Annotated in this window: 19 protein-coding genes and 1 tRNA gene; 8 read left to right on the forward strand and 12 right to left on the reverse strand. The window is 71.1% G+C overall.

Going from position 1 to position 23,785, the window contains the following annotated elements; all coding sequences use genetic code 11:
- Window positions 1-239: 239 nt before the first annotated feature.
- The gene (locus ACFYU0_RS09345) at window positions 240-1,277 is read right to left on the reverse strand and encodes a LacI family DNA-binding transcriptional regulator (RefSeq protein WP_389299127.1); all 1,038 of its coding nucleotides are present in this window, start codon (window positions 1,275-1,277) and stop codon (window positions 240-242) included.
- Window positions 1,278-1,772: 495 nt separating this feature from the next.
- On the opposite strand from ACFYU0_RS09345, the gene ACFYU0_RS09350 reads away from it, so the two are divergent.
- The 5 genes from ACFYU0_RS09350 to ACFYU0_RS09370 all read left to right on the forward strand — a co-directional run bounded on the left by ACFYU0_RS09350 (window position 1,773) and on the right by ACFYU0_RS09370 (window position 8,170).
- The gene (locus tag ACFYU0_RS09350; protein WP_351665140.1) at window positions 1,773-3,095 is read left to right on the forward strand and encodes an ABC transporter substrate-binding protein; all 1,323 of its coding nucleotides are present in this window, start codon (window positions 1,773-1,775) and stop codon (window positions 3,093-3,095) included.
- 382 nt (window positions 3,096-3,477) lie between these two features.
- Window positions 3,478-4,470: a sugar ABC transporter permease gene (locus ACFYU0_RS09355; RefSeq protein WP_351665139.1), complete on the forward strand. Its 993-nt coding sequence runs from the start codon at window positions 3,478-3,480 to the stop codon at window positions 4,468-4,470.
- A 14-nt stretch (window positions 4,471-4,484) separates the two neighbouring features.
- Window positions 4,485-5,405 carry a carbohydrate ABC transporter permease gene (locus ACFYU0_RS09360; protein WP_351665138.1) on the forward strand — a complete coding sequence of 307 codons (921 nt, stop codon included), beginning with the start codon at window positions 4,485-4,487 and terminating at the stop codon, window positions 5,403-5,405.
- Between the two features lie 64 nt (window positions 5,406-5,469).
- Entirely contained in the window at window positions 5,470-6,927 is a 1,458-nt protein-coding gene (locus tag ACFYU0_RS09365) for a GH1 family beta-glucosidase (RefSeq protein WP_389299131.1), read from the forward strand.
- Window positions 6,928-7,114: 187 nt separating this feature from the next.
- Window positions 7,115-8,170, forward strand: coding sequence for a LacI family DNA-binding transcriptional regulator (locus tag ACFYU0_RS09370; RefSeq protein WP_351665136.1), 1,056 nt, complete (start codon window positions 7,115-7,117; stop codon window positions 8,168-8,170).
- A 126-nt stretch (window positions 8,171-8,296) separates the two neighbouring features.
- On the opposite strand, the gene ACFYU0_RS09375 is transcribed toward ACFYU0_RS09370, so the two are convergent.
- The 4 genes from ACFYU0_RS09375 to ACFYU0_RS09390 form a co-directional block, all read right to left on the reverse strand.
- A tRNA-His gene (locus tag ACFYU0_RS09375) sits at window positions 8,297-8,369 on the reverse strand.
- A gap of 135 nt (window positions 8,370-8,504) precedes the next feature.
- Entirely contained in the window at window positions 8,505-9,107 is a 603-nt protein-coding gene (orn, locus tag ACFYU0_RS09380) for an oligoribonuclease (RefSeq protein WP_351665135.1), read from the reverse strand.
- A 129-nt stretch (window positions 9,108-9,236) separates the two neighbouring features.
- Window positions 9,237-10,448 (reverse strand): helix-turn-helix domain-containing protein, encoded by a 1,212-nt coding sequence (locus tag ACFYU0_RS09385; RefSeq protein ID WP_351665133.1) that lies wholly within the window; start codon window positions 10,446-10,448, stop codon window positions 9,237-9,239.
- A gap of 378 nt (window positions 10,449-10,826) precedes the next feature.
- Window positions 10,827-11,084 carry a hypothetical protein gene (locus tag ACFYU0_RS09390; RefSeq protein ID WP_389299136.1) on the reverse strand — a complete coding sequence of 86 codons (258 nt, stop codon included), beginning with the start codon at window positions 11,082-11,084 and terminating at the stop codon, window positions 10,827-10,829.
- Between the two features lie 316 nt (window positions 11,085-11,400).
- Here ACFYU0_RS09390 and ACFYU0_RS09395 point away from each other — a divergent pair, with 316 nt between their 5' ends.
- Window positions 11,401-11,928 carry a universal stress protein gene (locus ACFYU0_RS09395; protein ID WP_351665129.1) on the forward strand — a complete coding sequence of 176 codons (528 nt, stop codon included), beginning with the start codon at window positions 11,401-11,403 and terminating at the stop codon, window positions 11,926-11,928.
- A gap of 219 nt (window positions 11,929-12,147) precedes the next feature.
- On the opposite strand, the gene glmS is transcribed toward ACFYU0_RS09395, so the two are convergent.
- Window positions 12,148-13,965 (reverse strand): glutamine--fructose-6-phosphate transaminase (isomerizing), encoded by a 1,818-nt coding sequence (gene glmS, locus ACFYU0_RS09400; RefSeq protein WP_389299139.1) that lies wholly within the window; start codon window positions 13,963-13,965, stop codon window positions 12,148-12,150.
- Window positions 13,966-13,991: 26 nt separating this feature from the next.
- Entirely contained in the window at window positions 13,992-14,249 is a 258-nt protein-coding gene (locus ACFYU0_RS09405) for a hypothetical protein (protein WP_389299142.1), read from the reverse strand.
- A gap of 177 nt (window positions 14,250-14,426) precedes the next feature.
- Between ACFYU0_RS09405 and ACFYU0_RS09410 the strand changes: the two genes are divergently transcribed.
- The gene (locus ACFYU0_RS09410; RefSeq protein ID WP_389299916.1) at window positions 14,427-15,992 is read left to right on the forward strand and encodes a purple acid phosphatase family protein; all 1,566 of its coding nucleotides are present in this window, start codon (window positions 14,427-14,429) and stop codon (window positions 15,990-15,992) included.
- A 139-nt stretch (window positions 15,993-16,131) separates the two neighbouring features.
- Entirely contained in the window at window positions 16,132-17,736 is a 1,605-nt protein-coding gene (locus tag ACFYU0_RS09415) for a beta-N-acetylhexosaminidase (protein WP_389299145.1), read from the forward strand.
- Between the two features lie 62 nt (window positions 17,737-17,798).
- On the opposite strand, the gene ACFYU0_RS09420 is transcribed toward ACFYU0_RS09415, so the two are convergent.
- The 5 genes from ACFYU0_RS09420 to ACFYU0_RS09440 form a co-directional block, all read right to left on the reverse strand.
- Complete coding sequence (locus tag ACFYU0_RS09420; RefSeq protein WP_389299148.1) at window positions 17,799-19,568, reverse strand: IucA/IucC family protein; 1,770 nt, start codon at window positions 19,566-19,568, stop codon at window positions 17,799-17,801.
- Window positions 19,565-20,104, reverse strand: coding sequence for a GNAT family N-acetyltransferase (locus ACFYU0_RS09425; RefSeq protein WP_389299151.1), 540 nt, complete (start codon window positions 20,102-20,104; stop codon window positions 19,565-19,567). Before ACFYU0_RS09425 ends, ACFYU0_RS09420 begins: the two co-directional genes overlap by 4 nt.
- Window positions 20,101-21,387 carry a lysine N(6)-hydroxylase/L-ornithine N(5)-oxygenase family protein gene (locus tag ACFYU0_RS09430; RefSeq protein ID WP_351665115.1) on the reverse strand — a complete coding sequence of 429 codons (1,287 nt, stop codon included), beginning with the start codon at window positions 21,385-21,387 and terminating at the stop codon, window positions 20,101-20,103. Before ACFYU0_RS09430 ends, ACFYU0_RS09425 begins: the two co-directional genes overlap by 4 nt.
- Window positions 21,371-22,813, reverse strand: coding sequence for a lysine decarboxylase DesA (gene desA / locus ACFYU0_RS09435; RefSeq protein WP_389299155.1), 1,443 nt, complete (start codon window positions 22,811-22,813; stop codon window positions 21,371-21,373). The genes ACFYU0_RS09430 and desA overlap by 17 nt, the downstream gene beginning before the upstream one ends.
- A 129-nt stretch (window positions 22,814-22,942) precedes the next feature.
- The gene (locus ACFYU0_RS09440; protein ID WP_389299158.1) at window positions 22,943-23,764 is read right to left on the reverse strand and encodes a siderophore-interacting protein; all 822 of its coding nucleotides are present in this window, start codon (window positions 23,762-23,764) and stop codon (window positions 22,943-22,945) included.
- Between the last annotated feature and the right edge of the window lie 21 nt (window positions 23,765-23,785).

Raw genomic sequence — 23,785 nt, forward strand, 5'->3', positions numbered from 1 at the left:
TCGCGCTCGGCCGCCTCTCGCGCCCGGTTCGGTTCACCCGTGCGCCCGGCCTGCCCCGGTGTCGGCGCGCGGCCCTGGTCTGCGGCCCGCCACCGGTTCCGTTTCACCGCTCACGCCCCGTTCCGCTTACGGTCCTCGCACCGTTCCCGGCTCGCGGCGCGATCCCTCCCGTATCGGCGACGGTCAGGCCGACTCGTGGCCCGATTCCCGGATATGGGATCCCCCCGTATCGGCGTCGATCAAGCCGACTCGCGTACGACCAGCCGGGTCGGCAGGACCACCTCGCGGCGCCCGGCCCGGCCGGCGATCTCGTCCAGCAGCAGGTCCGCCATCGCGCGCCCCATCTCCTCCATCGGCTGGCGGACGCTGGTCAGCGGAGGGTCGATGTGCCGGGCCACGATGGAGTCGTCGAAGCCGACGACGGCCACGTCGTCCGGGATCCGCCGGCCCGCGGCGCGCAGTTCGAGCACCGCCCCGGAGGCCATCACGTCGGAGGCCGCGAACACCGCGTCGAGCCCCGGGCGCCGGCGCAGCAGCTCGCGCATCGCCGCGCGGCCGCCCTCCTCGGTGAAGTCGCCCGGCTCGATGAGCTCCTCGTCCACCGCGACCCCCGCGGTCCGCAGCGCCTCGCGGTAGCCCTCGAGCCGGGTCCGGGCCGCGTCCATGTCCAGGGGCCCGGTGATCGTGGCGACGGTGCGCCGCCCCCGGTCGAGCAGGTGCCGGACCGCGCTGCGGGAGCCGCCGCCGTTGTCCGCGCGGACATGGCCGAGCGGTTCCGGATCGCCCCGCCGCCCGGCCAGCACGGTGGGCACCGACAGCTCGTCCAGCAGGTCGGGCAGGGTGTCGTCGCGGTGGACCGCCACCATCAGCACGCCGTCCACCCGCTGGGCGGTCAGGTAGGACGCCAGGCGCCGGTGCTTTCTCCCGTCGCGCGCGAGCACCACCAGCAACTGCATGCCCGCGTGGGTGAGCCGGGCGGAGGCGCCCCGGATGATGCCCGAGAAGTACGGTTCCGCGAACAGCCGGCTCTCGGCCTCCGGAACGACGAGGGCCACGGCGTCGGTACGGCTCGTGGCCAGAGAGCGCGCGGCGCGGTTCGGAACGTAGCCGAGTTCGGCGATCGCCTTCTCCACCGCGGCCCGGGACCGGTCGCTCACCTTGGGTGAGCCGTTGAGCACTCGGGACACCGTGCCACGGCCGACACCGGCCCGAGCGGCCACGGCGTTCAGCGTGGGGCGCCGGACGCCGAGTGCTTCGGGCGGCTGGGCGTGGCTCATCGTTCACCTTCCGGTGTGCGGCAGGGGGGCACTTCATTGTGTCCCAGCGCGTTGCCCCGGCGGCCGCCCCGTCCGGGCCGGCCGCCGGACCCGGACGAAGATCATCCCTGTGACCAGCGTGGATCCATCGGACGACGGGCGTATGTCCAGGGTGGTGCAGGGGATTTCGTGACACGTTCACGTGACGTCTGGGACACGCTCAGGCAACAACGCTGTTTTCAAGTCTTGACACCCGGCCCCCGCAGCAAGGAGTCTTCCGGCATGCCGCGTGGGAGCGGTCCCACGGGAAGTCTCCGGGGTTCGTCCCGCGCGGATGAAGCACTGATGACCTTTCCCTCTACCTCGCATGACACACCGTTGACCAGCGCCTTTGCATCGCACGTCCTGTGCGGTGAGCCGGTTGCTGCTCGAAATCGAGAGGGCAGGTCCGGGCCGTCGACCCTTGGCGGTCTGCTTCCTGGGGTCCCGTTTCCCACCGGAACAAGGAGTAGTGGAATGCGCATCACCGGTACCGACGGCGGAGGCGGTCGCCGTCGCAGAGCGGCGGCCCTGGCCACCACGGTCCTGACGGCATCGGCCCTGCTGTTGACGGGCTGCAGCAGCGACGACGACTCGGACGCCTCGTCCGACGGCTCGATCACGCTCACCGTGGCCGACTTCGGGCAGTTCGGCTACAAGGAGGCCGGCCTGTTCGCCAAGTACCACGAGCTCCACCCGAAGATCACGGTGAAGGAAGAGGTCACCGCCAACGAGCAGGACTACTACCCCAAGCTCCTTCAGCAGCTGAACACGGGCAGCGGTCTGGGAGACGTCACCGGTATCGAGGTCGGCCGTATCAAGGAGGTCGTCGACACCCAGGCGGACAAGTTCGCCGACCTGAGCAAGTCGATCGACGTGAACAACTGGGTCTCCTGGAAGGAGAAGCAGGCCACCACGAAGGACGGCAAGGTGGTCGGCGCCGGCACCGACATCGGCCCGATGTCGCTGTGCTACCGCCGCGACCTGTTCGAGAAGGCGGGCCTGCCCACCGACCGCGAGGACGTGGCCAAGGCCATAGCCGGCGGCTGGGAGGACTACCTGAAGCTCGGCGAGCAGTACAAGAAGAAGGCGCCGTCCGGCACCTACTTCATGGACTCCGCGAGCGCCATGTTCAACGCGGTCGTCAGCTCCTCGGACAAGCAGTACTACGACACCTCCGGCAAGCCGGTCTACAAGGACAGCGCCTCCGTGCAGCAGGGCTGGGACCTCTCCGCCGAGGCCGCGTCCAAGAAGCTGACCCACGGTCTGCCGCAGTTCACCGACGCCTGGACGGCGGCGCTGCGCAAGGGCAGCGTGGCCACGGTGGCGTGCCCGGCGTGGATGGCCGGCCAGATCTCCACCAACTCCGGTGACGCCTACAAGGGCAAGTGGGACATCTCCCGCGCGCCCGGCTCCACCGCGGCCAACTGGGGCGGCTCCTTCCTCGCGGTCCCGCAGGGCGGCAAGCACGTCAAGGAGGCCACCGAGCTGGTCAAGTGGCTGACGGCGCCCGAGCAGCAGGCCGCCGTGTTCAAGGCGATCGGCGTCTTCCCGTCCAACAAGGGCGCCTACGACCTGGCCGACGTGAAGAGCGCGAAGCTCCCGTACTTCAACAACGCCCCGATCGGCGAGATCTACGCGGACGAGGCCAAGTCCATCCCCGAGGCGGTGCTCGGCCCGAAGGACGCGGTCATCAAGGACACGATCTCGACGCAGATCAACAACATGGAGCAGCGGGGCACCAAGCCCGCCGACGCATGGAAGGCCGCGACCGAGACGATCGACAAGGCGATCGGCTGACGCGCGCCGGGGCGGGCAGGTCCCTCGGACCGCCCGCCCCGCGCCCGCGCGTCCGGCCGGGTCCCCGCCGCGCCGGTGCCGTGACCGCGAGGGCCCACCGGTGAACGGGCGGCGACGCGGCACCGCCGGCCCGGTGGCGCCCGGCGTCCGGCGCCCCGGCGGCGCCGGCCGGCGGGCCGCACCCCCGGCCCCCCGGCCCGTGAGCCGTACCCGGCGGACCGGGCCCGGCGGACCGGATCCGGGACGCCGGCTCTGGCCGCGAGGCCGGGGGCTCGGTACCGTACCGGCCGCCGTGGCGCGCGGGACGGGGGCCGGCGCGCGGTCCGGTGGACGCCGCGCCCGCCCCGTATCCGGCCGAAACCCTGCAGATAAGGACTCCTCCGTGGCAACAACAACCCCCACCCGGGGCGCGTACAGCCCGCCGCCCGGCGGCACCGTGTCCGACGGGCCCGGCACCCGCACCTGGCGCAGCCGGCTCTGGCGCTTCGACGACCTGGCGTCGCCCTACGCCTACATCGCGCCCTTCTTCCTGATCTTCGGCGCCTTCGGGCTCTACCCGCTGATCTACACCGGCTGGATCGCCCTGCACCGGGTCGAGATGACCAGCCTCGGCCAGTCCGAGTGGGTCGGCTGGGACAACTTCTCCCGGATCCTCCAGGACTCGGAGTTCTGGACCGCCGTCGCCAACACCTTCGTCATCGGCGTCATATCGACCGTTCCCCAGCTCCTCGTGGCACTGGGCCTGGCCCACCTGCTCAACTACAAGCTGCGGGCCAGCACGTTCTGGCGCACCCTCATCCTCACCCCGTACGCCACCTCGGTGGCGACCGCGGCGCTGGTCTTCGCCCTCGTCTTCCGCGCGGACGGCGGCATCCTCAACTGGGTGCTGCACTTCGCCGGCATCGACAACATCGACTGGGGCAACGGCGAGTGGACGTCCAAGATCGCCATCTCGGTCATCGTGATCTGGCGCTGGACCGGCTACAACGCCCTGATCTATCTCGCGGCCATGCAGGCCGTGCCCACCGATCTCTACGAGGCCGCCTCGATCGACGGCGCCTCCCGGTGGCAGCAGTTCCGCAAGGTGACGATCCCCTCGCTGCGGCCGACGATCCTGTTCACCATCGTCATCTCGACCATCGGCTCCATGCAGCTGTTCGGCGAGCCGCTGCTGCTGCAGGGCGGAACGCTCGGGTCCATCGGCGGCAGCGAGCACCAGTACGAAACCCTGAGCATCTACCTCTTCAACTACGGCTGGAAGCTCGGGCACCTGGGTCCGGCCGCCGCCGTGGCCTGGGCGATGCTCGTCCTGCTGCTGCTGATCGCCCTGATCAACTGGATCGTCGGCCGGTTCGTGCGCAAGAGCGCGGCCTGACGGGAGCGACTTCGATGACCACGACCAGTCCCCTCAAGACCGCGGCCGACCTCACCCCGGCCCGCCCGTCCGCCCCCGGCAGCGGCGGCCGCGCCCGCCTCAAGCTCGGCGCCGGCCAGCAGCTCAAGGGCGGCCCCTTCACCTACGTCGCCCTCGTCGTCGTCGGCCTGGGATCGATCTTCCCGCTGTACTGGACCCTGGTGGCCGCCTCGCACGACCAGCAGCGGGTCCTGGACAGCCCGCCGCCGCTGCTGCCGGGCGGCAGACTGTGGAGCAACCTCCAGGCCGCCTGGGAGCAGGCCCACCTGGGCAAGGCCATCGTCAACAGCGTCATCGTGGCCGGCTGCATCACCGTGGCGACCCTGTTCTTCTGCACGCTGGCCGGTTACGCCTTCGCCAAGATGCGCTTCCGCGGCCGCGGCTTCCTGATGACCGCCGTCATCGCCACGCTGACCATCCCGCCGCAGCTCAGCGTCGTCCCGCTGTTCATGATGATGTCGGACATCGGGTGGGGCGGGAAGCTGGAGTCGGTGATCTTCCCGACCCTCGTCGGCGCCTTCGGCGTCTTCTTCATGCGGCAGTACCTGCTGGAGGCCCTGCCCTACGAGCTGATCGAGGCGGCCAAGGTGGACGGCGCGACCAACTTCCGCATCGTGTGGAGCGTGGTCCTGCCCGTGGCCCGGCCCGCCATGATGGTGCTCGGGATGCTCACCTTCGTGCAGGCGTGGAACGACTTCTTCTGGCCCTTCCTCGCCCTCAACCAGCAGAACCCCACCATCCAGGTGGCGCTCGGCCAGCTCAGCGCCTCCTACACCCCCGACCAGAGCATCGTCATGGCCGGCGCGCTGATCAGCACGCTTCCGCTGCTGCTGGTCTTCGTGGTCTTCGGCAAGCAGATCGTCGGGGGCATCATGTCGGGCGCCGTCAAGGGCTGACGGCACAGCCGTCCCGGGCAAGCGAACCGACCTCTACACACGCCACTTTGGGAGCGCTCTCACCATGACCGCTGTACGACCCGAGCCGACGACCCGGCCGGCCGCGGACCTCTCCTTCCCGCCCGGTTTCGTCTGGGGCGCGGCCACCGCCGCCTACCAGGTCGAGGGCGCGGCCGCCGAGGACGGACGCACGCCCTCCATCTGGGACACCTTCAGCCACACGCCCGGCAGGGTGCGCAACGGCGACACCGGCGACATCGCCGCCGACCACTACCACCGGTACCGCGACGACGTGGCGCTGATGAAGGACCTCGGCCTGCAGGCGTACCGGTTCTCCGTCTCCTGGTCCCGGGTGCAGCCCACCGGGCGGGGCCCCGCCGTCGAACGCGGCCTGGACTTCTACCGCCGGCTCACCGACGAGCTGCTCGAGGCCGGCATCACCCCCGTCGCCACCCTCTACCACTGGGACCTGCCCCAGGAGCTGGAGGACGCGGGCGGCTGGCCGCAGCGGGACACCGCGCAGCGCTTCGCCGAGTACGCCGAGGCCGTGGGCCGGGCCCTCGGGGACCGCGTCGGGGTGTGGACCACGCTCAACGAGCCGTGGTGCTCGGCCTTCCTCGGCTACGGCTCCGGCGTGCACGCGCCCGGCCGCACCGACCCGGCCGCCACCCTGCGCGCCGCCCACCACCTCAACCTGGCGCACGGCCGCGCGGTCGGGGCGCTGCGCTCCGTCCTGCCCAGCTCCGCGCAGCTCTCCATCACCCTCAACCTGCACCAGGTGCGCCCGCTCACGGACGCCCCCGGCGACGCGGAGGCGGCCCGCCGCATCGACGCGGTCGGCAACCGGATCTTCACCGGCCCGATCCTCGACGGCGCCTACCCGGAGGACCTCCTCGCGGACACCGCCCGCATCGTCGACTGGGACGAGCTGGTGCACGCCGGCGACCTCGCCGAGATCTCCCGCCCGATCGACGTGCTCGGTGTCAACTACTACTCGCCGACCGTGGTCTCGCTGCCCGCCGACGGCGCGGGCGCGACCAAGAACGACGGTCACGGAGCCAGCGACCACTCGCCGTGGACCGGCTCCGAGGACGTCTCCTTCCACCTCGCCAACGACGAGCTGACGGCCATGAACTGGGCCATCGACGCGGACGGCCTGCACACCCTGCTGGCCGGCATGGCGGCGGCGCACCCCGGGCTGCCGCTGATGGTCACCGAGAACGGCGCCGCCTTCGACGACTACGTCTCGCCCGAGGGGAAGGTGAACGACCCGCAGCGGATCGCCTACCTCCGCGGCCACCTGGAGGCGGTCCGGCGCGCCATCGCCGACGGCGTCGACGTCCGGGGCTACTTCCTGTGGTCCCTGCTGGACAACTTCGAGTGGTCCTACGGCTACTCGAAGCGGTTCGGCGCCGTCTACGTCGACTACGGCACCCAGCGCCGCATCCCCAAGGCCAGCGCCCACTGGTACGCCGACGTGATCCGCCGCAACGCGCTGCCGGAGCCCGGCCCGCGGATGTGACCTCCGCCCGGCCCCGGGGACGCCCGCCATGGCGGCGTCCCCCGGGCCGCCCGCCGGGGGCCCGGCACCGCGGGGACCGCGGGCGCGGGATGATGAGAGCGGGTGCTGTGGGATCCCGGTTACATTCCTGGCCGGACGGTAGCGGACAATCCCCCGGCCGGTCGGATGTGAGCGGGAGGCGGAGACCATGCCAGTCAACGGAGAGCGGAGCCGGAGCAGTCGGCGGCCGACGCTGGAAGAGGTCGCCGCCCGTGCCGGTGTCGGCAGAGGCACGGTCTCGCGGGTGATCAACGGCTCGCCCCGGGTGAGCGAGGCGACCCGGGCCGCGGTGGAGGCGGCCGTCGCGGAACTCGGCTACGTGCCCAACACCGCCGCGCGCGCCCTCGCGGCCAACCGCACCGACGCCATCGCGCTGGTGGTGCCGGAGCCGGAGACCCGCTTCTTCTCGGAGCCGTACTTCTCCGACATGCTGCGCGGCGTCGGCGCGGAACTCTCCGACAGCGAGATGCAGTTGCTGCTCATCTTCGCGGGCAGCGACCGCGAGCGGCAGCGGCTCGCGCAGTACCTGGCCGCCCACCGCGTCGACGGCGTCCTGCTGGTCTCGGTGCACGCCGACGACCCCCTGCCGGACATGCTGTCCCAGCTGGAGATCCCCGCGGTGATCAGCGGCCCCCGCTCCGCCGCCGAGACGCTGACCTCGGTGGACTCGGACAACTACGGCGGCGCCCGCTCCGCGGTGGAGCACCTGATGTCCCGGGGCCGCCGCCGGATCGCCCACATCACCGGCCGCCTCGACGTCTACGGCGCCCAGCGCCGTGTCGACGGCTACCGCGACGCCCTGCGCGACGCGGGCCTGCCCGTGGACGAGGGGCTGATCGAACCCGGCGACTTCACCGACGAGGGCGGCCGGCGGGCCATGACGACCCTGCTCGGACGCCACCCGGACCTGGACGCGGTCTTCGCGGGCTCCGACGTGATGGCGGCGGGCGCCCGGCAGGTGCTGCGCGAGGCCGGCCGGAGCATCCCCGGTGATGTGGCCCTGGTCGGTTACGACGACTCGGCCGTCGCCCGGCACATGGACCCGCCGCTGACCAGCGTCCGCCAGCCGATCGAGGAGATGGGCCGCGCCATGATCGACCTGCTCCTCAGCGAGATCGCCGGCCGCCGCCCGGCTCCCGTCCGCGACCCGCAGCCCCGCCACACGGTGCTGCCCACCGAACTGGTGGAACGGGCGTCGTCGTGACGGCCCTCGCGGGCGGGTGACGGCTGTCGCCCGCCCGCGGCGGTCGCCCCGGTCCCGGGAGACGGCCGCCAAAACGAATCAGCCGGTGACCGCGTCTTTCGACGGAGTCACCGGCTGATTACCCAGGGTGAGTGACGGGACTCGAACCCGCGGCATCCTGGACCACAACCAGGTGCTCTACCAGCTGAGCTACACCCACCATGACCGGTGGTCCGAGGAGGCTCTCCCCGACCGGCCGAGAAGAAGTCTACAGGGTCCGCAGGGGTGCTCGCGCACAGGTTTTCGCGCGGGCCCCGAGCGGACCCCGGGGCGCCGGGGCGTCGGCCCCGGGGGCCTACTGCGCGGGCAGGACGTGCTTGGCGGCGATCGCCCTGGCGGTGTCGGAGTCCGGGCCGGGCTGCGGGACGAAGACGGCCTCGCGGTAGTAGCGCAGTTCGGCGATCGACTCGCGGATGTCGGCGAGGGCGCGGTGGTTGCCGTTCTTCTCCGGGCTGTTGAAGTAGGCCCGGGGATACCAGCGGCGGGCCAGCTCCTTGATCGAGGAGACGTCGACGATGCGGTAGTGGAGGTGGTTCTCCAGGGTCGGCATGTCGCGCAGCAGGAAGCCGCGGTCGGTGCCGACGGAGTTGCCGCACAGCGGGGCCTTGCCCGGCTCCTTGACGTGCTCGCGGACGTAGGCGAGGACCTGCGCCTCGGCGTCGGCCAGCGTGGTGCCGCCAGCCAGCTCCTCCAGCAGCCCGGACGCGGTGTGCATCTCGCGCACCACCTCCGGCATGGTCTCCAGTGCCGAGTCCGGCGGGCGGATGACGATGTCCACCCCTTCGCCGAGCACGTTCAGCTCGGAGTCGGTGACGAGGGCGGCCACCTCGATGAGCGCGTCGTCGGACAGCGAGAGGCCGGTCATCTCGCAGTCGATCCACACCATGCGATCGTTCATGTGTCTCACCTTACGGCGCGCCGCCCCGGGCCGGACCGGGCGTGCGGCGACCTTGTCGGTGTGCACACAGAAGGGCGACGGCGAAAGAGGGGCGGAGCCGTGCTCCGCCCCTCTCCTCGCGCTTCTCGCTCAGCTCCCGCTGCGCGGCCCCGGCAGCAGGCTCACCGCGCCCGCCGCCTGCCGGCGGCTCTGCATCGGCACCCCGCTCTCGCGGTCCGGGTGCAACACCGGCGGCGCGTGGCCGACCGGCCCGTGGCCGGCCAGGCCGGGTCCGCCCGGTCCGGGCTGCAACGGGATCTCCGTCTCACCGGGCCGCTCGCTCTGCGGCCGGCGGGCCCGGTAGGCCGCGCGGTAGGCGGCCGGGGACGAGCCGAGCTGGCGGCGGAAGTGCCCGCGCAGCGCGACGGGGGAGCGGAAGCCGCAACGGCCCGCCACCTCGTCCACGGAGTAGTCCGACGTCTCCAGCAGCCGCTGCGCCTGGAGCACCCGCTGGGTGATCAGCCACTGCAGCGGCGCGCTGCCGGTGAGCGAGCGGAACCGGCGGTCGAACGTACGGCGGCTCATGTAGGCGCGTGCCGCCAGGGTCTCCACGTCGAACTGCTCGTGGAGGTGTTCCAGCGCCCAGGCGACGACCTCGGCGAGCGGGTCGGCGCCGATCTCCTCGGGTAAAGACCTGTCGAGGTAGCGCTCCTGGCCGCCCGACCGGCGCGGCGGGACCACCAGGCGCCGGGCGAGCGCGCCGGCCGCCTCGTTGCCGTGGTCCGTCCGCACGATGTGGAGACAGAGGTCGATCCCGGCCGCCGTGCCCGCCGACGTCAGGACGTCGCCGTCGTCGACGAACAGCTCTCTCGGATCCACGTGCACCGACGGATAGCGCTTGGCCAGCGTCGGCGCGTACATCCAGTGGGTGGTCGCCGGGCGGCCGTCCAGCAGGCCGGCCGCCGCGAGGACGAACGCGCCCGTGCACAGCCCGACGATGCGGGCGCCCTCCTCGTGGGCCCGGCGCAGTGCGTCGAGCGCCTCCTCCGGTGGCGGCGAGGTGATCGAGCGCCAGGCCGGCACGACGACCGTCCCGGCGCGTGAGATCGCCTCGAGCCCATGTGGCGCGGTGAGTTCCAGGCCCCCTGTGGTCCGCAGCGGGCCCTCCTCGCCGGCGGACACCAGTAGTCGGTACCGCGGCACTCCGGCGTCCTGGCGGTCGATCCCGAACACCGATAGAGGTATGGAACTCTCGAAGATGGGGCCGCCGCTGAACAGCAGCACCGCGACGATCTCCTTGCGGCGGCGCCCGGACAGTTTCCGGGCCGCGGCTTCCGGCGCGGCAGTGGAGTCGTGGCTCATCCTGCTAAGCCCCCCTCGGTGGTCGCGGCTCCTCGGTTGTGTCGCTCCTGCACGTTTCCCCTCGGTCCTGCACGAGTCCCCCGCCGTAAGACAGTCAAGATCGAATCTACTGGCTACCGCGGTCTGACGGTGGCCAGTTCGACACGCCGGACATTGTCGACATGACAACTTGGCGTGAAGCATTCGATCACGAAGCGTTGCACTCGTGGGGCGTGCAGGGAAGTGCGCCTTGTCGCAGTGGCCAAACCGCGTAGGGTGCGGAGGCCGGCCCGGACCCTTTCCGTGCAGGTGGAACGGGGGTTCGGGGGTGGTCGGGACCCCTCTTGGGCGGTATCCGGAAGTTGGCCGAAAAGAAGCGCTCGAGGGTACGGAAACCGGTCAGTCGACCGGTGTCTCTCCCCTGGTGTGACGTCCGCCTCTTTGCGCGGCGCAACGTTCGGAGCGCCGCAACAGCACCCGGCAGGCGGCCGTGACGGCGGCGAGCCCGAAGGCGGTGCCGGCCGCGCCGGCGAACGAGGCGCCGTACCAGAGGAGGACCACGGGAACGAGGACGCAGCTGAAGGCCGCCCAGCGGATCACGTCGCTCGTGGTGTCCGGGGCGGGGCGCGGGTCGGTGGTGGATCTCGGTCCGGGCAACTCGTACTCCCTGGGGCGGTGGCTCACGGAGATCAACGCCCGTCCGGTCCGTCGGTCACCGGCCGCTGCTCCGTTCATGCTGTGCAAACCGCCTGTACGAGGCAGCAACCATTGCGTTACGGGCGCGGCTCGTGCATGCTCCGGGGAACCCCCACGGACATTCGGGGGCCCCGCTTACGGAGCGTGCGCGGGAAATGGGCGGAGGAGGCGTGCCGCCGTACCCTTGGGGGTATGGGGTTGGGAAGACTAATCCCGGACACAGCTCCGCCGCTCGATGTCACTCCCACCACACAAGGATCACAACGCCGAGACAGTCATGGCCGGTCACGAATTCTTCGAACCCGCGGACCGCAAGCGGCCCGTCGCCGATCCCACGGCGGCCGATCCCCTGGCGGTGCCAGAGCCACGCCCGCCCTGCGACCCCGCCTTCCTGCACGGTGTGGTCGTCGGCTTCGACGGCTCGACGTCCAGTGAGCGCGCCCTCGCCTACGCGATCGGCATGGCCCACCGCTCCGGCTCGGGGCTGATCATCGTCCACGTGGCCAACCGGCTGCCCACCACGGTGTGGGCCGGCTGCGAGCCGCCCGTCTTCGTCGACGTGCCGGACCACCGCACCGAGGTGCTCGGTCTCGAACTGGCCTGCGCGGACTACCTGGCCGAGGTGCCCTGGATCCTGGTCGAGCGCGGCGGTGACATCTGCCACGAACTCGAAGAGGTGGGACGCGAGTACGAGGCCGACGCGATCGTGGTCGGCACCACCCACGGCATCGTGGGCCGGATCTTCGGCTCCGTGGCCGGGCGGCTCGCCAAGCGGGCGCGGCGGCCGGTCATCGTCATCCCCTGACGGCTTCCTTCTGCCGACGGCCCGTCAATTCCCTTTGCACAGCGCGAAACTACTCGCGCGTAGAGGTGTTTGTGCCCTTGTGAAGGGCATACATCGGTCATCGCACCGAGGCGTGCCGCGCGCCGGCGGGTGACGGCCGCCGGCCGAGCACAGCGGCACGAGAGCGGACCCCCGCGTACGAGGTGGCTACGCAGGGGTCCGCTTCGCGCGTCCGGGCGGCTACTCCACCGTCACGGACTTGGCCAGGTTCCTCGGCTTGTCGATGTCCCGGCCGAGGGCCTTCGCCGTGTGGTAGGCGAGGAGCTGGAGCGGGATGCCCAGGAGGATCGGGTCCAGCTCGTCCTCGTTCTTCGGGACCACGATGGTCCGGTCGGCCTTCTCCTGCTCCTGGTGGGCCACCGCGAGGATCTTGCCGCTGCGGGCCTTGATCTCCTCCAGGGCCGCGCGGTTCTTCTCCAGCAGGTCGTCGTCGGGGACGATCGCGACCGTCGGCAGGGCCGGCTCGATCAGCGCCAGCGGGCCGTGCTTCAGCTCGGAGGCGGGGTAGGCCTCGGCGTGGATGTAGGAGACCTCCTTGAGCTTCAGGGAAGCCTCGCGGGCCACCGGGTAGCCCCGGACGCGGCCGATGAAGAGCATGGAGCGGGCGTCGGCGTAGCTCTCCGCGAGCTGCCTGATGTCCTCCTCCTGCTTGAGGATCTCGGTGATCTGCTCCGGCAGCCGGCGCAGGCCCTCGATGATCCGCTTGCCGTCGCGCACCGAGAGGTCGCGGGTGCGGCCGAGGTGCAGGGCGAGCAGGGCGAAGGCGACCGTGGTGTTGGTGAAGCACTTGGTCGAGACGACGCAGACCTCGGGACCGGCGTGCACGTAGATGCCGCCGTCGGCCTCGCGGGCGATGGCGGAACCCACCACGTTGACCACGCCGAGCACCCGGGCGCCCTTGCGCTTCAGCTCCTGAACGGCGGCGAGCACGTCGTACGTCTCACCGGACTGGGAGACGGCCACGTACAGCGTGTCGGGGTCCACGACCGCGTTGCGGTAGCGGAACTCGGAGGCCGGCTCGGCGTCGGCGGGGATGCGCGCCAGCTCCTCGATCATCTGGGCGCCGATCATGCCCGCGTGGTACGAGGTGCCGCAGCCGAGGATCTTCACGCGGCGGATCCGTCGCGCCTCGCGGGCGTCCAGGTTGAGGCCGCCCAGGTGCACGGTGGAGAACCGCTCGTCGATGCGGCCGCGCAGCACCCGGTCCACGGCGTCGGCCTGCTCGTGGATCTCCTTGTGCATGTACGTGTCGTGGCCGCCCATGTCGTACGACGCCGCCTCCCACTCCACGGTGGTCGGCTCGGCGCTGGTACGGGTGCCCTCGGTGGTGTAGGTGCGGAAGTCGTCGGCCTTGAGGGTGGCCATCTCGCCGTCGTCCAGCGTGACGATCTGCCGGGTGTGGGCGACCAGGGCGGCGATGTCCGACGCGACGAACATCTCCTTCTCGCCGATGCCGAGGACCACCGGGGAGCCGTTGCGGGCCACCACGATGCGGTCGTTGAAGTCGGCGTGCATCACCGCGATGCCGTACGTGCCCTCGATCAGCCGGAGGGTCTCGCGGACCTTGTCCTCCAGCTTCTCCGCCGTGGAGCGGGCGATGAGGTGGGTGAGGACCTCGGTGTCGGTCTCGGAGAGGAACTCGACACCGTCCGCCTCCAGCTTGCGGCGCAGGTCGGCGGCGTTGTCGATGATGCCGTTGTGCACGACGGCGACCTTGCTGTCGGCCGACATGTGCGGGTGAGCGTTCACGTCGGAGGGGGCGCCGTGGGTGGCCCAGCGGGTGTGGGCTATGCCGGTGGTGCCCTTGAAGCGCGCCGGGACCTTGGCCTCGAGGTCGCGCACCCGGCCCTTGGCCTTGACCATCCGCAGGCCGGCCGTCTTCGGGGACGTGACGACGATGCCCGCCGAGTCGTAGCCGCGGTACTCCAGGCGCTGCAGGCCCTCGAGGAGCAGCGGAGCCACGTCACGCTTGCCGATGTATCCGACAATTCCGCACATATACAGGTATCTCTCAGTCTGGCGTCTCAGCCGTAGACCATGCGGCGCAGCTGCCTGAGCGTCAGCTCCGGCGGCGCCACCGCCCGGTATTTCAGGTCCGCCTCGATCCGGTCGAAGATCGCCGTGTTCGTCAGGCCTTGGGCCTGCAGCTCGCGGTGGCGGCGACGGACGTAGTCCTGCGTCGTCTCGTCGAAGAAGGCGAGCACGTCCTGCACCACCCGCAGCGCCTCGCCTTTGCTGAGGGGCGTGGACCGCGTCAGGTGATCGACAAGTTCCTCGTGCACCCGGTAGATCCTGAGGTAAGAGCGCGAGTTTCGCAAGAATCCTGCCCGATTCCGGGCAGGGCGCTGGTGGAGGCGCTGTTGGAAGTCTTATGGCGCTCTGTTTGCGGGCTGTCCATCCTGCGTCCCGCGCCTCGTTGCCGAAGAGGACGAGTTTCAGACGTCATGGACATTCCTCGTATGGGCGTACCCGAGAAGCTGGCCGCGCGCCTGAGCATGGCCGAACAGCACGAGTACCTGCGCTCCAGGTTCTCCCGGCGCACCCTGATCAGGGGCGGCGCCGTCACCCTCGGCGCCGTCACCGGCGGCGCGTTCGTGCCGGGCGCCACCGCCGGGGCCACGGTTCCCACCCAGCGCACCGCGTCGGCGGCCGAGCGGGTCGACGGCTCGCTGGTCGCCCCCTTCGGCCGCCACCTCGCCTGGGGCAACGACCCGCGCACCGAGGTCAGCGTCTCGTGGCAGGTCCCGGTCGCGGTGAAGAAGCCCTTCATCCGCGTCGGCGCCCACCCCACGGACCTCTCCCGCCGGATCGACGCCGAGGTCCGCACCCTCCACACCCCGGCCGGCGTCGGCGCGAGCGGCGACCACACCCAGTACTACCTGCACGCGAAGCTCACCCACCTGCGTCCGGGCCGGACCTACTACTACGGCGTCGGCCACGAGGGCTTCGACCCGGCCGAGCCCCACCTGCTGGGCACCCTGGGGACGTTCACCACCGCCCCCGCCCACAAGGCGCCCTTCACCTTCACCGCCTTCGGCGACGAGGGGGTCGGCTACCACGGCCTGGCCAACAACGCTTTGATCCTCGGCCAGAACCCCGCCTTCCACCTGCACGCCGGCGACATCGCCTACGGCGACCCGGCCGGCCAGGGCAAGACCGGCGACACCGGCTTCGACTCGCGCACCTGGGACCAGTTCCTGCACCAGACCGAGTCGGTCGCCAAGCAGGTCCCCTGGATGCCCGCCTACGGCAACCACGACATGGAGGCCTGGTACTCGCCCAACGGCTACGGCGGCGAGGACGCCCGCTGGACGCTCCCCGACAACGGCCCGGACCGCGAGAACCTGCCCGGCGTCTACTCCTTCGTCTACGGCAACACCGCCGTCATCTCGCTCGACGCCAACGACATCTCCTTCGAGATCCCCGCGAACCTGGGCATCTCCGGCGGGACCCAGACCACCTGGCTGGAGGCGCAGCTCAAGAGGTTCCGCGCCGCGAAGGACGTCGACTTCGTCGTCGTCTTCTTCCACCACTGCGCCTACTGCACCTCCACCGCGCACGCCTCGGAGGGCGGTGTCCGCCAGGAGTGGGTGCCGCTGTTCGAGAAGTACACCGTGGACCTGGTCATCAACGGCCACAACCACCAGTACGAGCGCACCGACGTCATCAAGGGCGGCCAGGTCACCAAGAAGCTGCCGATCGGCGGCACCGCGCATCCCGAAACCGACGGCGTGGTCTACGTCACGGCCGGCGCGGCGGGCCGCAGCCTGTACGCCTTCTCGGCGCCCGACTCCTACGAGGGCCACGAGCACGAGGTGGACTCGGTCGCCTCCTTCGTCAACACCAAGGACGGCAAGCGGAACGAGACGGTCGCCTGGTCCCGGGTGCGCTACCTCGACTACTCCTTCCTGCGCGTGGACGTCACGCCCGCGGCGAAGGGCCGCCGGACCACGCTGACGGTGTCCGGCATCGCCGAGACCGGCAGCCGCATCGACCACTTCACGGTGGCCCGCACCGCCAAGTAAGGGCCCGGCGGGCCGAGTAGGGGCCGGACGTCCGCACTGATGAGCCGACCGCCGTCCGTGCGGATGATTTCCGCAGGGCGGGGATTGATTCGGCGGATCTGCGGGAGAGTGGTCTTTACCACTCGTGAAGGGAGCGCATGTGAGACGGCACCACAGCACGACTCCCCGGCTGACCCGCGTCCTCGGGTCCCTGCTGCTCGTCGCGGCGGCGGGCGTGACCGCCGTCGGCGCGGCCCCGGCGCCGGCGGCGGCCGCGGCGGCCACCCCACTGGCCCGGGTGGTCCCGGCGCCCGCCCAGGCCCAGCCCGGCGGGCGTCCGTACCGGGTCACCCCGGCCACCGCCGTCCGCGTGGACGGCCCGGACGAGGTCCGCCGGATCGGCGAGTACCTCGCCGGCATCCTGCGCCCGTCCACCGGCTACCGCGTGCCGGTCACCGGCCAGGGCGCCGGCGGCATCCGGCTCCGCCTGTCCGGGGACCGGTTCGGCGCCGAGGGCTACCGGCTGACCAGCGGGCCCACCGGCGTCACCGTCACCGCGAGCGCCCCCGCCGGCCTCTTCCACGGTGTCCAGACGCTGCGTCAGCTCCTCCCGGCGGCCGTCGAGCGCAGGAGCGTCCAGCCCGGCCCGTGGCGGATCGCCGGCGGCACCATCGAGGACCGCCCCCGCTACGCCTACCGCAGCGCCATGCTGGACGTCTCCCGGCACTTCTTCACCGTCGGTCAGGTCAAGCGCTACATCGACGAGCTGGCCCTGTACAAGATCAACACCCTGCACCTGCACCTCAGCGACGACCAGGGCTGGCGCATCGCCGTCGACTCCTGGCCCCGCCTGACCACCTACGGCGGCTCCACCCAGGTCGGCGGCGGCAAGGGCGGCTACTTCACCAAGGCCGACTACCAGGACATCGTCCGCTACGCAGCCTCCCGCTATCTGGAGGTCGTGCCCGAGATCGACATGCCCGGGCACACCAACGCTGCCCTCGCCTCCTACGCGCAGCTCAACTGCGACGGCACCGCGCCCCCGCTGTACACCGGCACCCAGGTCGGCTTCAGCTCGCTGTGCGTGCCGAAGCAGGTGACGTACGACTTCGTGGACGACGTGATCCGCGAACTGGCCGCGATCACGCCCGGCCGCTATCTGCACATCGGCGGCGACGAGGCGCACTCCACCAGCCACGCCGACTACGTGACGTTCATGAACCGCGTGCAGCCCGTCGTCGCCAAGTACGGCAAGACGGTCATCGGCTGGCACCAGATCACCGGCGCCACCCCCGCCCCGGGCGCCCTCGCCCAGTACTGGGGCGTGGAGGGGACCAGCGCGACGGAGAAGGCCCAGGTGGCCAAGGCCGCCCAGAACGGCACCGGGCTGATCCTGTCCCCGGCCGACCGGGTCTACCTCGACATGAAGTACACCGCGGGCACGAGGCTGGGCACCAAGTGGGCGGGCCTGGTGGAGGTGCGGCGCTCCTACGACTGGAACCCGGGAAGTTACCTGCCCGGCGCGCCGGCCTCGGCGGTCCGGGGAGTCGAGGCGCCGCTGTGGTCGGAGACCCTCACCAAGTCCTCCGACATCGAGTACATGGCCTTCCCGCGCCTGCCCGGCGCGGCCGAGCTGGGCTGGTCCCCGGCGGCCACCCACGACTGGGACGTCTACAAGGTCCGGCTCGCGGCCCAGGCCCCGCGCTGGGACGCCCTCGGGATGAGCTACTACAAGTCGCCCCAGGTCCCCTGGCCGGCGGGCTGAGCACAGCACGACGGGCACCCCGCGGGACCGTACCGCGGGGTGCCCGTCCGTCCGCCGGGGCGTCAGAACCCGGCGAGGGGGTTGTCCAGCCGCCCCACGAGCTGCAGCGCGCCGGACGGATCGGCGAGGTCCACCATCTGCCGGTTGTCGCGGAGCTGGAGCCGGTTGAGGCAGGACAGCGCGAACCCGGGGGCGAACAGGTCGTACCGCTCGAACCGGTCGGCCAGTTCGGGCACCGAGCGCTGGTACTCGCGGGCGACCTCGGCGACCGTGCGCCAGAAGCCGTCCTCCGCCAGGATCCCCTCGGTGGCGAGGTTCGCCGCGAGGAACCGGAAGAAGCAGTCGAAGACGTCCGTGAAGACCGACAGCAGCTTCTGGTCCTCGGGCACCTCGACGCGGATCCGCGCCACCTCCGGCGGGAGCACCGCGTCGGGGTCCATGACGACGATCTCCTCGGCGATGTCCTTGTAGACCGCCCGCCGCACCACCCCGTCCCGCAGGACGAGGATGACGTTCTCGCCGTGCGGCATGTACGCCAGGTCGTAGGCGTAGAAGCTGTGCAGCAGCGGGGTCAGGTAGGCCCGCAGGTAGTGCCGCAGCCACTCGGCGGCCGGGAGGCCGGAGCGTTCGATCAGCGCGCCCGCGAAGGAGGCGCCCGCGTCGTCGACGTGCAGCAGCGAGGCCATGGTGGCCAGTGACTCGCCCTCGCGCAGGGACGGCACCGGGCTCTCCCGCCACAGCGCGGCCAGCATCTTCCGGTAGGGCGAGTGGCGGTCGGTGGCCCGCTCGTACTCCAGGTGCCGGTAGCCGACGGCCGCCCGCTCCCGGATGATCGACAGGCCGGTGGACCTCAGCACCGGATCGTTCTCGACGAGCTTCGCGAGCCAGTCGTTGATCGCCGGCGTCGCCTCCATGTAGGCGGCCGAGAGACCGCGCATGAAGCCCATGTTGAGGACGGACAGGGCCGTCTTCACGTAGTGCCGGCGCGGGTCGGAGGTGTTGAAGAAGGTCCGTATGGACTGCTGGGCCAGGTACTCGTCGTCGCCCTCGCCCAGGCACACCAGATGCCGGCGGGCCACCTCGGCGGCGAAGGTGACGCTGAGCTTGTTCCACCACTGCCAGGGGTGCACCGGGATGAGCAGGTACTCGGCGGGGTCGAGGCCCTGGCCGGTCAGGGTGGCGCGGAACCGCTCCAGGGTCTCCTCGCCCAGCTCGGCCCGCAGGAAGGACTCGTACTCGATTCCGGCGCCCGCCGTGAACGCGGCCCGCGACCGGTGCGCGGCCAGCCACACCAGCCGGACCGGGCTCGCGGTCTCCGGGGCGTACGCCAGGTACTCGTGGACGCCGAAGCCGAGCCGCCCGTTGTTGGCGACGAAGCAGGGGTGGCCCTCGGTCATCCCGGTCTCGATGTCCTGGAAGGAGCCGCGGGCCAGCTCCGCGGAGGTGACGCGGGGCTTGGCGAGCTTGTAGCAGGTGCCGGAGAGGGTGGAGGAGATCTCCTCCAGGTAGACCGGCAGGATCTCGTCGCTCAGCCCCAGGGAGTCCCTCAGCTCGATGCAGAAGTCCAGCGCGTCGAGGGGGAGTCCGGCGCCCTCGCGGTGCCGGGTGATGGACTCGGCGTCGACCTGCCAGTGGTCCAGGGCGCGGCGGACCGCGGTGAACCGGTACCGGGTGAGCCCGTCGTCGCTGCGGACGACGTAGTGGTCGCCGTCCTCCTGCGGGGTGATCAGCCGTTCGTGGGCGAACTCCGCGAGCGCCTTGCGCACGAGCAGCCGGTTGGCCCGCTCCCAGCGCTCGGGGGAGAGGTGGGCGACGGCGTCGGCGGGGGTCACGCGGACACCGCCTTCAGGAACCGCTCGCGCGTGCAGAAGCTCAGCAGGGCCCGCTTCTCCGGCTTCCGGATCTCGCGCTCGGGCACGAATCCGACCGCTTCGTTCAGGGCGTGCACCGCCTTGTTGCGGACATCGGGCTCGACCACGACCCGCTCGGTCGCCGGGTCCTCGAAGAGGTGCGTCATCACGGCGGTGATGACGGCCCGGGTGAAGCCGTGCACGGGGGTGTCCGTGGGGGCGACGAGGAAGTGCATGCCGACGTCGCCCGGCCGCGGCTCGTACAGCCCGACCAGCTCGCGGTGGGCCGGGTCGTACTTCTCCATCAGGAAGACGGGCTCCCCGTCGCGCAGCCCGAGGAGCGCGTGGTGGTGCTCGTCGGCCGCGATCTCCAGATAGGCCCGCTCGACGTCCTCCGGCTTCGCGTCCTGCATCATCCAGAACGCCGCCTTGGGATGGGTGACCCAGCGGTGCAGCAGCCCGGCGTCCTCCGGCGGGTCGAGCGGCCGGAGGGTGAACGTCATGGTGTCGCTGGTCATACGGCGAACTCCTGGAAGGCGATGGTCTTCTCGACCGGGTAGTACTCCGTGCCGAGCAGTTCCCGGATGATGTACGCGTTCCGGTACGCGCCCATGCCCAGGTCGGGACTGGTGACGCTGTGCGTGTGGACGCCGGCGTTCTGCAGGAAGACTCCGCGTCCGGTGACGTCGACGGTGTAGTTGCGGGCGACGTCGAAGCGGCCGTGGCCGTCGAAGCGCAGGCGCTCGCGCAGCGGCTCGAGGAAGGCCGGCGGCCGGTAGTGGTAGCCGGTGGCCAGCACCAGGCCCTCGGAGCGGATCTCGAAGTCCTTGCCCTGCTCGTCCTGGCGGAAGCCGAGCGTGTACGCGCCGTCCTCGTGACGGGCCGCGTTCAGCGTGGAGTTGGTGAGCAGCCGGGTGGGTACCGGGCGGTCGCCGCTCTCCACGTTCTTCTGGTAGAGCAGGTCGAAGATCGAGTCGATCAGCTCCGAGTTGATGCCCTTGTACAGGCCCTTCTGCTGCTTCTCCAGCCGGTAGCGGGTCTCCTCGGGCAGCGCGCGGAAGTAGTCGACGTAGTCCGGGGACGTCATCTCCAGGGTCAGCTTGGTGTACTCCAGCGGGAAGAACCGCGGGGAGCGGGTGACCCAGTTCAGCTCGTAGCCGTGGACGTCGATCCCGGACAGCAGTTCGTGGTAGATCTCGGCGGCGCTCTGGCCGCTGCCGACGATCGTGAGCGACTTCCGGGCCTGCAGGTCGGCCTTGCGGTGCAGGTACCGCGAGGTGTGGACGACGTCGTCGCCGAGGTCCCGGCAGGCCTCGGGGACGAACGGGACCGTGCCGGTGCCGAGGACCAGGTGCCGGGCGCGGAACGTCTCGCCGGCCGCGGTGCGGACGGCGTACAGCTCGTCCTCGTACCGCACCTCGGTGACCGTGGTGCCGAAGCGGACGCTGCCGAGCTTGCCGGCCGCCCAGCGGCAGTAGTCGTCGTACTCGACGCGCAGCGGGTAGAAGTTCTCGCGGATGTAGAACGGGTAGAGCCTGCCCTTCTCCTTCAGGTAGTTGAGGAAGGAGTACGGGGAGGTGGGGTCGGCCAGGGTGACCAGGTCCGACATGAACGGGGTCTGCAGATGGGCGCCGTCCAGGAACATGCCGGCGTGCCACTCGAAGTCGGGCTTGGAGTCCAGGAAGACGCCGTTCAGTTCGGCGATCGGCTCGGTCAGGCAGGCGAGGCCCAGGTTGAAGGGGCCGAGCCCGATCCCCACGAAGTCGTACGGGGCGGTCGGGGCTTCAGGACGCGCGGTCAAGGGACTCTCCCAGGTACTGCTCGGCGTGGCCGGCGATCAGGTCCAGGACGGCGGCGATGTCGGCCGTCGTCGTCTCGGGGTTGAGCAGGGTGAACTTCAGGTACTGGCGGCCGCCGACCTTGGTGCCCGCGACCACGGCGTCGCCGGAGGCGAACAGCGCCTTGCGGGCGTACAGGTTGGCGCGGTCGGTCTCGGCCGGGTCGGTGACGGCCGCCGGGACGTAGCGGAAGACGAGGGTGGACAGGCTGGGCTCGACGACCACGTCGTAGCGTGGGTCGGCGGCGAGCAGCCGCCAGCCCTGCCGGGCCAGTTCGCATACCTCGTCGAAGAGCTGTCCGATGCCGTCGGCGCCCATGGTGCGCAGCGTCAGCCACAGCTTGAGGGCGTCGAAGCGGCGGGTGGTCTGCAGGGACTTGTCGACCTGGTTGGGGATGCGCTCGGCCACCATGCGGCGCGGGTTGAGGTACTCGGCGTGGTAGGTGGCGTGCCGCAGGGTGGCCGCGTCCCGGACCAGCACGGCGGAGGAACTCACCGGCTGGAAGAAGGACTTGTGGTAGTCAACGGTCACCGAGTCGGCGCGCTCGATGCCGTCGATGCGGTCCCGGTGCTTCAGCGACGCGAGCAGTCCGCAGCCGTAGGCCGCGTCCACGTGCATCCAGACGCCGTACTGGGCGCAGAGCCCGGCGATCTCGGGCAGCGGGTCGATGGAGCCGAAGTCGGTGGTGCCGGCGGTGGCGACGACGGCCATGGGCACCAGGCCGTCCTCGGCGCAGCGCTCCAGTTCACGGGCGAGGGCCACGGTCTGCATCCGCTTGTCGTGGCCGGTGGGGACGGTGACGACGGCCTCCGGCCCGAGGCCGAGCAGTTTCGCGGACTTCCGGACGCTGAAGTGACCGGCCTCGGAGGCGAAGATCCGCAGTCGGCCGAGGTCGTCGCTCTTCGCCTCCTCCCGGGCCAGCAGCAGCGCCTGCAGATTGGACTGGGTGCCGCCGGAGGTGAACACGCCGTCTGCGTTCGGGCCGAGGCCGATGCGGGCGGCCGTCCAGTCCACGAGCCTGCGCTCGATGAGGGTGCCGCCGGCCGACTGGTCCCAGGTGTCGAGGGAGGAGTTGACCGCGGAGAGCACCGCCTCGCCGAGCACCGCCGGGATGACGACCGGGCAGTTGAGGTGGGCGAGGTAGCGGGGGTGGTGGAAGTAGACGGCGTCGCGGAGGTAGAGGTCCTCCAACTCGTCCAGCACCGCGGCGGTGTCGCCGAGCGGCCGGTCGAGGTCGACCGCGTCGACGCGGGGGGCGAGGGCGTCGACGGTGACGCCGGTGAACGGACGGTCGGTGGCGGCGAGTTTGGCGGCCACCCGCTCGACTCCTTCGGTCACGGAGCGGCGGTAGTGCTCCGCTGTGAGGCCATTGAGCAGGTGCGAGCGCATGTGGGGGTCCTCCGAGGGGACTGTCCGAACGGGGATTTAATTTAGGTTAGCCTAACCTAAGTTACGCGGATCAAGGTACGCCTCTCCCATGACCGGGCCGACTTCAGGGGGAGTTGTTCCAGGGAGGGACTACTCGGCCGCGCGCAGCTGCTCCTCGCTCATGCCCTGCCGCCAGTAGCCGACGAAGGTGACGCGCCGCCGGTCGATCCCGCGCTCGCCGGTGAAGTGCCGGCGCAGCTCTCTGACCCGGCCGGACTCGCCCGCGATCCACACGTACGGCGCCTCGGCGGCGGGCAGTTCGGCGGCGCGGACGGCGTCGGAGGGGGCCGGGGACCCGTCCTGGCGTACGAGCCAGGTGATCTCCGCGTCCGCCCGGGTCGCCACGTCCTGGATGTCACCGGCGTGCGGCACCTCCAGCCAGGCGCGGACCCGGGTGCCGGCGGGCAGGGCTTCGAGGACGGCGCAGGCGGCGGGCACGGCGGTCTCGTCACCCCAGAGGAGGACGAGGTCGGTGCCGGCCGGCGGCCGGAAGCGGATCGCCCGGTTGTCGGCGAGCGCCGGCCCGAGCAGCAGCACACGGTCGCCGGCTGCGGCCCGGGAGGCCCACCGGGAGGCGGGCCCCGCGGGGGTGTGCAGCGCGAAGTCGATGTCGACCTCGTCGGGATCGCGGCGCAGGGCCCGGAGCGTGTACGACCGCATCACGGCCCGTACGTCGTCCGGCAGTTCACGCCAGCCCTGCCACCAGCCGTCGCCCAGCTCGAGCGGCACCACGGGTTCGCTCTGCCCCGGGTGCGGCAGGAACAGCGACAGGGACTGGTCGTGCCCGTCGGAGCGGAAGGCGCGCAGATCCTCCCCGGCGAAGGTGACCCGGACCAGGGACGGGCCGAGCCGCCTCGTCCGTACGACCTGGAGGGAGAAGAAACGGAACGGGGCGGCCACGGCCGTCGTCATGGGTGCTCCTGAGGTTGCCGT

The sequence above is a fragment of the Streptomyces sp. NPDC003720 genome, assembly GCF_042875075.1.
Lineage (GTDB): Bacteria > Actinomycetota > Actinomycetes > Streptomycetales > Streptomycetaceae > Streptomyces.